Annotated in this window: 13 protein-coding genes, 1 tRNA gene and 1 pseudogene; 4 read left to right on the forward strand and 11 right to left on the reverse strand. The window is 74.2% G+C overall.

Features of this window, described 5'->3' with window-relative positions; translation table 11 throughout:
- Positions 1–64 precede the first annotated feature (64 nt).
- Together ACWGKI_RS18570 and ACWGKI_RS18575 are read right to left on the reverse strand one after the other, a co-directional pair.
- On the reverse strand, positions 65–466 hold the full coding sequence (locus tag ACWGKI_RS18570; protein ID WP_452188982.1) for a helix-turn-helix domain-containing protein: 402 nt from the start codon (positions 464–466) through the stop codon (positions 65–67).
- Positions 467–476: 10 nt separating this feature from the next.
- Positions 477–1,415 (reverse strand): EamA family transporter, encoded by a 939-nt coding sequence (locus tag ACWGKI_RS18575; RefSeq protein WP_452188984.1) that lies wholly within the window; start codon positions 1,413–1,415, stop codon positions 477–479.
- 71 nt (positions 1,416–1,486) lie between these two features.
- Between ACWGKI_RS18575 and ACWGKI_RS18580 the strand changes: the two genes are divergently transcribed.
- On the forward strand, positions 1,487–2,452 hold the full coding sequence (locus ACWGKI_RS18580; protein ID WP_452188986.1) for a LysR family transcriptional regulator: 966 nt from the start codon (positions 1,487–1,489) through the stop codon (positions 2,450–2,452).
- On the opposite strand, the gene ACWGKI_RS18585 is transcribed toward ACWGKI_RS18580, so the two are convergent.
- From ACWGKI_RS18585 to ACWGKI_RS18615, 7 genes are all read right to left on the reverse strand, one after another.
- A tRNA-Leu gene (locus ACWGKI_RS18585) sits at positions 2,422–2,495 on the reverse strand. The two genes, ACWGKI_RS18580 and ACWGKI_RS18585, sit on opposite strands and share 31 nt — an antisense overlap.
- Before the next feature lie 73 nt (positions 2,496–2,568).
- On the reverse strand, positions 2,569–4,020 hold the full coding sequence (locus tag ACWGKI_RS18590) for an NAD(P)/FAD-dependent oxidoreductase (protein WP_380244302.1): 1,452 nt from the start codon (positions 4,018–4,020) through the stop codon (positions 2,569–2,571).
- A 65-nt stretch (positions 4,021–4,085) separates the two neighbouring features.
- Complete coding sequence (locus ACWGKI_RS18595; RefSeq protein ID WP_452188988.1) at positions 4,086–5,072, reverse strand: Ppx/GppA phosphatase family protein; 987 nt, start codon at positions 5,070–5,072, stop codon at positions 4,086–4,088.
- Positions 5,073–5,138: 66 nt separating this feature from the next.
- The gene (locus ACWGKI_RS18600) at positions 5,139–5,666 is read right to left on the reverse strand and encodes a DUF501 domain-containing protein (protein ID WP_380244300.1); all 528 of its coding nucleotides are present in this window, start codon (positions 5,664–5,666) and stop codon (positions 5,139–5,141) included.
- Between the two features lie 14 nt (positions 5,667–5,680).
- Positions 5,681–6,829: a galactonate dehydratase gene (gene dgoD / locus ACWGKI_RS18605; RefSeq protein WP_380244299.1), complete on the reverse strand. Its 1,149-nt coding sequence runs from the start codon at positions 6,827–6,829 to the stop codon at positions 5,681–5,683.
- Positions 6,826–7,434, reverse strand: coding sequence for a 2-dehydro-3-deoxy-6-phosphogalactonate aldolase (locus ACWGKI_RS18610; protein WP_452188991.1), 609 nt, complete (start codon positions 7,432–7,434; stop codon positions 6,826–6,828). The genes dgoD and ACWGKI_RS18610 overlap by 4 nt, the downstream gene beginning before the upstream one ends.
- A complete protein-coding gene (locus tag ACWGKI_RS18615) occupies positions 7,431–8,516 on the reverse strand; it encodes a 2-dehydro-3-deoxygalactonokinase (RefSeq protein ID WP_452188993.1) in 1,086 nt (361 codons plus the stop codon). Before ACWGKI_RS18615 ends, ACWGKI_RS18610 begins: the two co-directional genes overlap by 4 nt.
- Positions 8,517–8,584: 68 nt before the next feature.
- Here ACWGKI_RS18615 and ACWGKI_RS18620 point away from each other — a divergent pair, with 68 nt between their 5' ends.
- Positions 8,585–9,409, forward strand: a complete 825-nt coding sequence (locus tag ACWGKI_RS18620) for an IclR family transcriptional regulator (RefSeq protein WP_452188995.1) — start codon at positions 8,585–8,587, stop codon at positions 9,407–9,409.
- Between the two features lie 39 nt (positions 9,410–9,448).
- Here ACWGKI_RS18620 and ACWGKI_RS18625 read toward each other — a convergent pair whose 3' ends face one another.
- On the reverse strand, positions 9,449–10,231 hold the full coding sequence (locus ACWGKI_RS18625) for a septum formation initiator family protein (protein ID WP_452188997.1): 783 nt from the start codon (positions 10,229–10,231) through the stop codon (positions 9,449–9,451).
- 250 nt (positions 10,232–10,481) lie between these two features.
- Positions 10,482–10,961, reverse strand: coding sequence for an Ig-like domain-containing protein (locus ACWGKI_RS18630; RefSeq protein ID WP_452188999.1), 480 nt, complete (start codon positions 10,959–10,961; stop codon positions 10,482–10,484).
- On the opposite strand from ACWGKI_RS18630, the gene ACWGKI_RS18635 reads away from it, so the two are divergent.
- Positions 10,954–11,154, forward strand: a complete 201-nt coding sequence (locus tag ACWGKI_RS18635) for a hypothetical protein (protein ID WP_452189001.1) — start codon at positions 10,954–10,956, stop codon at positions 11,152–11,154. The genes ACWGKI_RS18630 and ACWGKI_RS18635 overlap by 8 nt on opposite strands.
- Positions 11,155–11,283: 129 nt before the next feature.
- Positions 11,284–12,051, forward strand: a pseudogene (locus ACWGKI_RS18640) (hypothetical protein); the annotation flags it as partial.

Genomic DNA, 12,051 nt, shown 5'->3' on the forward strand with positions numbered 1-12,051 from the left:
GTGCTGACTTGATCCTCAAACGGTCCGTTTGAGGATCAAGTCAGCACGCACGTTGCGGAAGCGGTCAGGCGGCGAGGGCGACGACGTCCGACGACGACGTCGAGCGCACGTGGCGGACCGCCGACGACCGGTCGCGGGCCGAGGTGAGCACGCGGATGCGCTGCTGGTGCTCGGCGCTGGCCGCGAGGGCGTCGTGCGCCTGCGCGACGAGGTCGACGAGGCGGATGCCGAGCGCCGCGCACGCCGCGGCCAGGACCTCCGAGGACGCCTCCTTGCGGCCGCGCTCCACCTCCGACAGGTACGCGGTGGACATGCGTGCGGTGCTCGCGACCTCCTGCAGGGTGCGGCCCTGGCTCAGGCGGGCGCGGCGCAGGATGGCGCCGACCAGGTGCCGCAGGAGCGGCTCGCGCACGTGCCGCGTCTCGCCGACGCTCTCCGTCGTGCCGACCCGCATGTCCGCCGTCATGCCGACGACGCTACCCGCGGCCGGCGCCCGACGGCTCCGTGAGCGGCCCGACGGTCGGCCGTTCTGCTGACGGCAGAAGGCGCCGGGCAGCCCTCGTGCTGCCGAAGAGGACCCCGCCCACGACGAGCACCGCCCCAACAGCCTCACCGAGCGTGACCCGCTCGCCGAGCAGGAGCCAGGCCGCCGTCATGCCCACCACGGGCACCAGCATGGAGAACGGCGCGACGACGCCTGCCGGGTGCCGGGCCATGAGCCAGGTCCACACGCCGGAGCCGAGCACCGTGCCCACCAGGACGGTGTACGCCAGGCCGACGACGGCGCCGACGGCCCCCGGCTCGCCCCACGACGTGAGGGAGTGCGCGATCTCGCCGGGCCCCTCGACCAGCAGGGACAGGGCCAGCATCGGCAGCGGCGGCACGACCGACATCCACAGGGTGAGGCGGAGCGGGCTCTGCGGCTTCGCCTGCCGGTTGCAGACGTTGCCGATCGCCCAGCCGAAGGCTCCCGCGAGGGTGAGCAGGAACGGCACGACCGTCGCCGTCGCCGCCTGCTGCCACGCGACCAGCGTGAGGCCGCCCACCGCCACCAGGATGCCGAGCACCTGGCGGCCGCTCACGCGCTCGCGCAGGAACGTCGCGCCCAGCAGCACGGTGAACGGGCCGGACATCTGCAGCACCAGCGACGCCAGCCCGGCGGGCATGCCCGCCGCCATCCCCCAGTACAGGAAGAGGAACTGGAGCGTGCCGAACCCGAGGCCGTACCCGACGAGCCAGCGCACGGGCACGTCGGGCCACGGCACGAACAGCACGGTGGGCACGGCGATGAGCGCGAACCGCAGCGCCACGAGGAACATCGGGGGGAAGTGCTGCAGGGACGCGTCGATCGCGATGAAGTTCAGACCCCACATGAGGGCGACGAGCACGGCGAGCAGCCGGTGGCGGGTGGGCATGCGCCCAGCCTTCCCGCGGCGAACATGAAGGACAAGCGAAACCTTCTACACGCTGTCTGTAGTCTGCCTTCATGGACGTCCGGCACCTGGAGCTGCTCCGCGAGCTCGCGGAACGCGGCAGCGTCACCGAGGTGGCCCGCGCCACCCACCGCACGCCCTCGGCCGTGTCCCAGCAGCTGCGGACCGCCCAGCGCGAGCTGCGCACCGCGCTCGTCGAGCCCTCGGGCCGCGGGCTGCGCCTCACCGAGGCCGGGCGCCTGCTCGCCGAGGGCGGCGCCACCGTCGCCGCCGCCATCGAGCAGGTGCAGGCCCGGTGGGACGCGTTCACCGGCGAGCCGTCGGGCACCGTCACCGTGGCCGCCCTGCCGAGCGCGGCGACGTTCCTGCTCCCGCGGGTCATGGCCGAGCTGGCGGACACCGCGATCGCGCTGCGCTGCGCCGACGTCGACATCGCCGAGGCCGAGTACGGCCCGCTCACCGCCGACCACGACGTCGTCGTCGCGCACTCCCTGACCAGCGTGCGGCCGGCCGGCACCGAGGGGCTCACGGTGGTGCCGCTCGCCCGGGAGCCGCTCGACATCGCGATGGCGGCCGGGCACCCGCTCGCGCGCCTGCCGAGGGTGCGGCCGTCCGACCTCGTCGACCAGGACTGGATCGGCGTGCCGCTCGGCTACCCGTTCGACTCGGTGCGCCTCGCCGTCGAGCAGGCCACGGGGGCGGCCCTGCGCGTCACGCAGCGGCTGCGCGACAACCGCCTCATCGAGGCCCTCGTCACGGCGGGCGACCAGGTCGCCGTCCTGCCGCGCTTCACCACCCCCACCGGTGCGGGCCTGGTGCTGCGCGAGCTGGCCGACATCGCCTCGGCACGGCACATCTCCGCCGTGCTCCGGCCCGACCGGGCCGAGCGGCTGGCGGTGCGCCGCGTGGTCGACGCGTTCCGGCGGGCCGGCGCCGACGTCGCCACGGCGATGACCGGCGACCCCGCCGTCTGGCCTCGACGCGGCAGTGCCCCCGCCCGGGTTCGAACCGGGACTTGACCGGGTTTAAGCCGGCTGCCTCTGCCAGTTGGGCTACGGGGGCGAGAACGACGGAGCGGGCGCCCGGCCGACCCCCGAAGGGTCGACCCGGCGCCCGCTCACGGTACCGAAGGGACTCAGCCCTTCTCGGCGCGCGCGGCCGACGACTCAGCCTTCTGCTCGACCTTCTGGCCCGGCTGCTTCGGGGGCACGGAGGCCTTGCGGAACTCGTCGCGCGGGTCGTGCAGCGAGCCGAGGGACACGATCTCGCGGCCCATGAGGAACTGGCCGGCCCAGCCGATGAGGATCCGCACCTTGCGGTTGCCGGTCGGCATCGCCATGACGTGGTAGCCACGGTGCGCGAGCCACGCGAGCGGGCCGCGCAGCTTCAGGAACCCGAACAGCTCCGCGACGCCCTTGTACAGACCGAGGGAGGCGACGACGCCCACGCTCTTGTGGCTGTAGTCCTCGGGCTGCTGGCCCTTGAGGACGGCGATCATGTTGTCGGCGAGCTTCGTGGCCTCGCGGATGGCGTGCTGCGCGTTCGGCGGGCAGAACTGGCCCGGGTTGAGCACGTCCGGCACGGCGGCGCAGTCGCCCGCGGCCCACGCGTCGGGGACGATCTCGCCGTCCTCCGTGGCGACCTGCAGGGTGGGCTTGACGATGACGCGGCCGAGCTTGTCGAACGGGAGGTCCGACTCCTCCTTGATGACCGGGTTCGCCTTGACGCCGGCGGTCCACACGATCGTCTCGGTGTCGAACTCGACGCCCGTCGACGTCACGACGTGACCGTCCACGCAGGACGACAGGAACGTGTTGAGGTGGAACTCGATGCCGCGCTTCTTCATCTCGTCGAGCGCCCAGAGCCCCATCGGCTCGGAGACCTCGGGCAGGATGCGGCCGGAACCCTCGATCATCACGAAGCGCAGGTCGTCGGCGTCGATCGTCGGGTAGTTGCGCGTCGCGTACCGCGCCATGTCCTCGATCTCGGCGAGCGCCTCGATGCCGGCGAACCCGCCGCCGACGAACGTGAAGGTCAGCATGCGGCGGCGCGCGTCCGCGTCCCACGTCGAGGACGCCACGTCCATGCGGTTGAGCACGTGGTTGCGGACCGCGATGGCCTCCTCCACGTTCTTGAAGCCGATCGCGGTCTCCGCGAGCCCCGGGATGGGCAGCGTGCGCGACACCGAGCCGAGGCCGACGACGAGCTGGTCGTAGGAGACCTCGTAGTCCGGGCCCTCCTCGGGGTGGATCGTGATCTTGTGCGCGGCGTGGTCGATGTGGTTGACCAGGCCCTGCAGCACGTCGATGCCCTTGAGCGCCTTGCGGTGCGGGGCGACGACGTCGCGCGCGTCGATCGAGCCCGCGCCCGCCTCGGGCAGGAACGGCGCGTACGTCATGTACGGGCGCGGGTCGACGACGACGATCGCCGCGTCCTGCTTGCCGAGCTTGCGGCGCAGACGTCGCGCCACGTAGAGGCCGACGGAACCACCGCCGAGGACGACGATGCGGGGGACCTTGCGGGGCCGCGGCGCCGCTGCGGGCGCGTCCTGGACAGAGGTGTCCGACGACAGAACGTTCTGAGGCATGATCACCATTCTACGACTGCCTCAGAGCCCCGCAGTCGGGGCGTCCACGGTGCGACCTCCGACCCTCAGGCGAGCGACAGTGCGATGCCGTCGAGGATGTCGCTCTCGCTCGTGACGACGTCGCTCAGCGTGCCGCCCGCGGCAGCGACGTCGTCGCGCACGCGCCGCACGACCTCTGCCCAGACGAGCGCGCCGGCGCCGATGACGTCGGCCCGGCCGGGGTGCATGAAGCCGAGGGCGAGGCGCTCGGCGCGGCTGCGGTGCAGCAGGTCGTCGCTGGCGGCGAGCACCTCGTCGACGCCGAGCACAGCGCCGTGCACCCGCTCGCGCCGGTACTCCGGCAGCGCCAGGGCGTACGCCGTCACCGAGGTAACCGACCCCGCGAGACCCACGAGCGTCACCGTCCGGCCGAACGGGACGGTCCGCGCGGCCTCGTCGAGCGCGGCGCGCACGTCGGCACGGGCGGCCTCCACCTCGGCCTCCGTGGGCGGGTCGGTGTGCAGGTGCCGCTCGGTCATGCGGACCGACCCGATGTCGAGCGACAGGGCCGCCTCCGGCGTCGTCGTGCCGAGCACGAGCTCGGTCGACCCGCCCCCGAGGTCCACCACCAGGTACGGCCCGGCGTGCTGGCCCGCGACGCCCGCCGTCGCCCCGCGGAACGACAGCTCCGCCTCCTCGCGCCCCGACGCGACCTCGGGGTCGACGCCGACGGCGGCCCGGACGCCGTCGAAGAACTCCTGCCGGTTGCGCGCGTCGCGGGTGGCCGACGTCGCGACGAACCGCACCCGCGTGGCCCCGGTCTGCGCGATCACCGCGGCGTACTCGCGCGTCGCCTCCAGCGTGCGCGCCAGCGCCTCCGGAGCGAGCTCGCCGGTGCGGTCCACCCCCTGGCCGAGGCGCACGATCTGCAGCCTGCGGTCGACCTCGGTGAGGGTGCCGTCGCGGTCCACGTCGGCGACGAGGAGGCGGATCGAGTTGGTGCCGCAGTCGATGGCGGCGACCCGGGTCCCCGTGGTCGGGACGGCCGGGGCGATGGAGGAGCGTTCTGTCACGCGGTCACCCTCTCACCCACCACCGACCTCCCGCCGGTCGAGCGCCGACAGCCCGGCGCTCGAGCGTCAGCAGGAGCAGCGGTCGGGCCGCCACTGGTCGCGGACCAGCGCGAGCGCCTCGTCGCCGAGCGGGTTGACCCCCGGGCCGGCGGCCAGCGCGTGCCCCATCAGCACGTGGAGGCACTTGACGCGGGTGGGCATGCCGCCTGCGGAGATGCCGGCGATCTCCTCGACGTCGCCGAGCTCCGCCCGTCGTGCGAGGTAGTGCTCGTGCGCGCGCCGGTACGCCGCCGCGAGCTCCTCGTCCTGACCGAGCCGCTCCGTCATCTCCTTCATCACACCCTCCGCCTCCAGCCGCGACGCGGCCGCGACGGCACCCGGGTGCGTGAGGTAGTAGGTCGTGGGAAACGGCGTGCCGTCGGGCAGGCGCGGCGCGGTGCGCACCACGAGCGGACGGCCGCACACGCAGCGCGCGGCGATGCCGACGACGCCCCGCGGCGTGCGCCCGAGCTGCTCGGCGAGCACCTCGAGGTCACGGTCGGTGACGACGGTGGGGTCGTCGGCGGGCGCGCTGGCGGGGGTCTGGTCGGTCACGCCCCCATTCTCGCTCACCACTCCGCGACGGAGCCGTCGGGGTGCCGCCACACCGGGTTGCGCCACCGGTGCCCGACGACCGCCCGCTCCCGGACGTAGTCCTCGTCCACCTCGATGCCGAGGCCGGGACCGCGCGGGATCTCGACCATCCCGTCGGCGTACGCGAAGACCGACGGGTCGACGACGTAGTCGAGCAGGTCGTTGGTGGTGTTGTAGTGGATGCCGAGGCTCTGCTCCTGGATCACGGCGTTGTACGCGACGGCGTCGAGCTGCAGGCACGCGGCGAGCGCGACCGGGCCGAGGGGGCAGTGCGGGGCGACGGCGATGTCGTACGCCTCCGCCATCGCCGCGATCTTGCGGACCTCGGTGATGCCGCCCGCGTGCGACAGGTCCGGCTGGATGACGTCCACCACACCGGACGTGATGACGTCCTTGAAGTCCCAGCGCGAGTGCAGCCGCTCCCCCAGCGCGATCGGCGTCGTCGAGGTCCGCAGCACGTCCGCGATCCCGTCGACGTGCTCCGACAGCACCGGTTCCTCCACGAACATCAGGTGGTAGGGCGCCAGCGCGTCGAGCAGCACACGCGCCATCGGGCGGTGCACGCGGCCGTGGAAGTCGACGCCGATGCCGACGTCGGGCCCGACCGCCTCACGCACCGCTGCGACGTTCGCCACCACGCGCTCGACCTTGTCGCGCGTGTCCAGGTACTGCAGCTCCTCGGGCCCGTTCATCTTCACCGCGGTGAAGCCGCGGGCCACGGCCTCGCGGGCGGCGTCCGCCGTGGCCGACGGCCGGTCGCCGCCGATCCACGAGTAGACCTTGATCCGGTCGCGCACGCGCCCGCCGAGGAGCTCGTGCACCGGGGCGTCGTGCGCCTTGCCGGTGATGTCCCACAGGGCCTGGTCGATGCCCGCGAGCGCGCTCATGTGGATCCCGCCGCCGCGGTAGAAGCCCGACCGGTACAGCACGGTCCAGTGCTCCTCGACGCGGCGCGGGTCCTTGCCGACCAGGTAGTCGGCAAGCTCCTCGACGGCCGCGGCGACGGAGGCGGCGCGGCCCTCGAGGACGGGCTCGCCCCAGCCGACGACGCCCGTGTCCGTCTCGATCTTGAGGAACAACCAGCGGGGCGGGACGGCGTACGTCGTCAGGGACGTGATCTTCACGGCTTCCTCCACTCCTGCACGAGGGCGGCGGCTCTGGCCCCGACCTCCGCCGCGGCGTCCCCCGGCCGGTACAGCGATGTGCCGACGCCCGCGCCGTCCGCACCCGCGCGGGCCCACCCGCGCAGCGTCGTCAGGTCGACGCCGCCCACCGGGACCAGGCGCGCGCCGGCGGGCAGCACGCTCGCCCAGGCGCGCAGCCCGGACACCCCGACCACCTGGGCGGGGAAGACCTTCACCGCCGTGGCGCCGGCGTCCAGCGCCGCGAACGCCTCGGTGGGCGTCGCCGCGCCCGGGTAGCTCTCCAGGCCGAGCCGCACGGTCTCCGCCACGACGTCGGCCCGGGTGTTCGGAGAGACGACGAGCGACGCGCCGGCGTCCGCGGCGCGCCCCACGTCCTCCGGGCTGAGGACGGTGCCCGCGCCCACCCTGGCGCCGGAGCCGACGGCGGCACGGACCCGCCGCACCGACTCCAGCGGTTCCGGCGAGTTGAGGGGCACCTCGACGGCGTCGAAGCCGGCGTCGAGGACGGCGGTGGCGACGGCCGCCGCCTCCGCGGGCGTGATCCCGCGCAGGATGGCGACGAGGCCGGTGGCGTCCGGCGTCATGGGCGGGCCTCCGTGGTCGATGGTGCGGTCGATGGTGCCGTCGACGGTGTGCTCGGGGCGGTGCTGGACGGCGAGGTGTGGACGAGGCCTGCGCCCACCGCGACGCGCCACAGGCCCCGCGCGGCGAGAGGCTCCGCGAGCGTGCGGACGTCCGCGCCGTGCCGGACCAGCGCGCGGCGGTAGCGCGCCGCGAGGGGCCCGGCGCCGCCGACCGCGACGACGCCGGGGGGCGCCGTCCGTCGTGCGTGCCGCACCTCCGAGCCCACCAGGAGGCCCGACACGTGGTCGGCCACGTCCGCCGGCGCCAGGCGTCCCGCCTGGACGAGCGTGCGCGCCGTGAAGAGCAGCGTGAGCAGGCCGCGGTCGTCGCCCTGCTTCGCCTCGAGGTCGAGGGCGTCGTCGAAAGCGGGTGTCGGCTCCGCCGTCGGGCCGCCGTCCGCCAGCCGGGCGAGGACGCTGTCGCGCAGCAGGAGCGCGAACACCTCCCCGGTCATGGCGGTGGAGAAGCCCACGACGCGACCGCCGTCGAGCCGCACCCACTTCGCGTGCGTGCCCGGCAGCACGACCGTCAGCGCCTGGTCGTCCGCCGGCGCGGCGCCGCCGGCGAGCTCGTCGAGGGCGCCCAGGAGCTGCACCTCCTCGCCCCGCAGGACGTCCGGGTCGGGCCCCGGCACCCGCAGCCCGGGCACCACGTGCACGACGCCGTCCGCGACGGGCGGGTCGCCGGAGGAGTCCAGGGGCGCGGGCGCGAGGTGGTGGGCCAGGCGGTCGAGGCCCACCGGGACGTCGAGGTAGCCGGCGTCGCGCCAGCCGTGGTCGCTGCCGGCCATGCCCGCCACCACCACCGGCAGCCCGGGACGGCGGTCGAGCCAGGCCCCGCAGCGTCGGGCGAACGTCGCCCGGAAGGCCATCGCGCGCTCGGTCACGGTGCGCGCGCCCTCGGAGGTGCGCAGCGAGCCGTCGGCCGCGCGGACCTCGTCGAGCACGCCGCCTGCGGCGTCCAGGAGCCAGGCACGGAAGCTGCTGGAACCCCAGTCGACGGCGACCAGCGCGGCGTCGCGGCGGGGTGCGTCGTCGGGCATGGACGGGACGCTAGGACTCGCTCCGGCCCGCCGCGACGACCTCCCGATAATCGGGATAATCTCGCCGCGTGCCTGACCCGCCCACTGCCGCGACGCCCCGCCCCGCGACCACCGGACCGCTGGCCGCCCCGGCAGGCACGCAGACCCTGGCGCGCGGTCTCGCCGTCGTCGACGCCGTCGCCCGCGGCCATGACCGGCTGCGTGACGTCGTGGCCGAGACAGGGGTCGGGCGCAGCACCACCCACCGGTTGCTGCAGCTGCTCGTCACCGCCGGCTACCTGCGCCGGATCGACGACCGGTACGCGCTCGGCCCCGCCCTCATCGAGCTCGGCTACCAGGCGCTGCAGGAGAACCCCGTCGCCGTGGTCGCCGCCGCGCCCCTGCGCGCCCTGCACGCCCGCGTGTCCGACACCGTGCACCTCGCGATCGAGGATCGCGGACAGGTGCTCTACCTCGAGAAGCTCCCCGGCACGCGCGGGGCGCCCACGCGCTCGCGGACGGGCCACCGCATGCCCCTCACGAGGACCGGGATCGGCAAGGCGCTGCTGCTCGACCGGCCCGACCGCTGGCGAGCCCAGTTCCTGGCCGAGCGGCGCGTGGGCCCCGAACCCGGTGGCGTGCCGGAGGCGGAGGTGCTGACCGCGGACCAGTTCGTCGCCGTCATGACCGAGTCCGCCCGGCGCGGCGTCGCCCTCGACCTGGAGGAGAACGAGCCCGGCGTGCTGTGCGTCGCCGCCCCCGTGCGCGACGCGTCCGGCGCGATCGTCGCCGCGATCAGCGTCTCTGCGCACCGCCCCGCGATGCCGCCGGCGCGGGTCGAGGCGCTCGCGCCGGTCGTGCTCGACGCCGCCGCAGGGATCAGCGCCCGGCTCGGTCTCGACCGGGCCGGGTGACGGGTCGGGTCACGGGGCAGGCGCGCCGCCCGCCGACCGTCAGCCGTTCTCGGACGACGACGGGCTCGGCGACACGTCCGGCGGGTCGCTAGCCTCGCCGCCCGTGGTGCCCGCCGGTCCGTCGGCCACCTGCACCGACTCCCACACCGACTGGTACCAGGGCACGCTCGGTCCGCTCGTCGTACCCACCGGCCCCGAGCCGACGGCCTCGCCCGTCACCGGGTCGACGTCGTCGTCCCCCGCCGCGCCCGGGTCGACGACACGCCACACCTTGTCCGACGGCATGACGAAGCTGAGGCGCGAGCGCGCCTGTTCCTCGACGTACGAGCGGTCCTCCCAGCGGCCGAGCTCCACGTCGAGGTGGTCGTTCTCCGCCTGGTTCTGCGCCAGCTCGGTGCGCAGCCGGTCCAGCTCGTGGGACTGCTGCACCGCACCCCGCACCGTCGGCAGGAGCAGCACGACCGCGAGCAGCACCACCACCGACAGCACGATCAGCCGGACGGTCAGCACCTCCGGCAGCACGAGGCCGTACCGGCTGCGACGCCGCTCCTCCCGTGCCGGGCCTGCCGGACGGCGTGAGCCCCGGCGGCCACCTGAGGCGCTCGGCGACGCCGCCTTGGACGTCTTCGAGCTTGTCTTGGAGCCGGCCTTGGAGCCGGACTTGCCGCCCGTCTTCGAGCCGGACGTCTTGGGGCGCGACGACGGCGGGGCGCCGACCGAGCCGTTCGCCGTCGTCGTAGGCCGCGCGGACCCGCCGCGCGCTCCCGAGGGCCGCGCCGCCGGGCGGCGGGCAGAGGGAGAGGTCGGACGACGAGCAGGCACGCCCCGATTCTGCCGACCTGCACCGCCACGACCGGGGACCGTCGTCGGCGCGCCCGCAAGGCAGTTCGCGGACTCGACCGTGACCCGACGACCAAGGGGCGAGGCCGTGTGGCCTCGCCCCTCAGTCGTGACGCTTGGTGCTGTCCGTGACGGCCGGGGTGGTGGAGCCCGAAGGCCCACCACCCCGGCCGCACGCGGTGAACCGGGTGGTTCAGGTACTGCTAGGCCGTGCTAGATGGTGCTGTGGTGATCACTCACCGGCGGTGTCGGTCACGGCCTGCTCGCGCTGGCCGCGCTTGCGCCGCCAGAACAGCAGGGACCCACCAGCCGCCGCGAGCAGCGCCGCGATGCCGCCGGCCGCCACGGTCGTGGCGTCCACGCCCGTCGCCGCCAGGTCGCCGTCACCCGAACCGGAGGAGTCCGCCGAACCCTGCGTCGTGCCCGTGGTGGTCACGGCGCCGTCCTGGACGGTGAAGGTCACGGTGTCCGTGGCCTTGCCGTCCGGGTTGGTCGCGACAACGGTCATCGAGTAGACCCCGTCAGCGAGCTTCTCCGAGGGCTGGAAGGTCCAGTTCCCGTCGGAGTCGACCGCCACCGAGCTTCCGGTGAACGACGTGACATCCGCCATGACCGACTGCGCCACGCCAGCGGTCGAGCCGCCACCACCAGCAGAGTGCGACTTGGCCATCAGGTTGAGCGTCGCGTCCGGAGCAGCCGTACCGGTGAACACCGGCCGGCTGCTGACACGCTCGCCGTCCTTCGGCGAGGTGATGGACACCTCGATCGCGAAGAACGCCCCGTCCGAAGCGGACGTCGCGTTGCCCGAGGTGCTCGAGCTCGCCGACGCGTTCGTGCTCGCCGACGCCGCAGCGTTCACGTCACCCGACGCACCCGACGACGCGTCCGCGGTCGCCGCAGCCTGAGCCGCAGCAGAAGCGTCCACATCCGTCGACGCCGACTGCGTGCCGTCGGTGTTGGAGTCCGTCTTCTGGTCACCCGTCACCGAGGCCTGTGCCGCCACCTGCGCAGCAGCGTTCGCCTGGGTGTCAGCCGTGGTCGACGCGTCCGTGGAAGCGCCCGCCGCCACATCAGCAACCGCCGCAGCGTTCGCCGCAGCAGCCGACGTCGTGTCCGCAGCAGCAGACGCCGTAGTGTCCGCGTCCGGCGTCGCAGCAGCCTGCGCCGCCGGGTTGCCCTCAGCGTCCGCAGCAGCAGAAGCCGCAGCGTTCACGTTCGAGTCGGCCTCGGTCGTGCCCTCGGACGCGGTCGTACCGTCGGTCGACGTCGTGCTCGTACCGTCGGTCTCGGCCGAGCCCTCGGTCGTGGCACCCGCCGTCGCGTCCGCGGTCGCAGCCGACGACGCCGCAGCCTCAGCCTGCGAAGAGTTGTCACCCTCCGCAGCAGCCGAAGCCTCCGCCGACGCCGCAGCGTTGGTGTCGTCGTCGCCCTCGGTGTTCGCCGCAGCGACCGCAGCAGCCTCAGCTGCAGCGTTCGCCTCGGTGTCCGCCGTGGTCGACGCCTGCGTAGACGCCTCCGTGAACGCGGACGACGCCGCAGCAGCCTCAGCATCCGCCGTCGCAGCGGCCGAAGCCGTCGTCTCAGCATCCGCCGTCGCCGCAGCAAGAGCAGCCGGGTTCGCCTTCGCGTCCGCGGCAGCCGAAGCCGACGCGTTCACGTTCGAACCAGCCTCGGACGTGCCCTCGGTCGCAGCAGCAGCCTCGGTCGTGCCCTCGGTCGCAGCAGCAGCCTCGGTCGTGCCCTCGGTCGCAGCAGCAGCCTCGGTCGTGCCCTCGGTCGCAGCAGCAGCCTCGGTCGTGCCC

This window comes from Isoptericola sp. NPDC055881, from assembly GCF_053615895.1.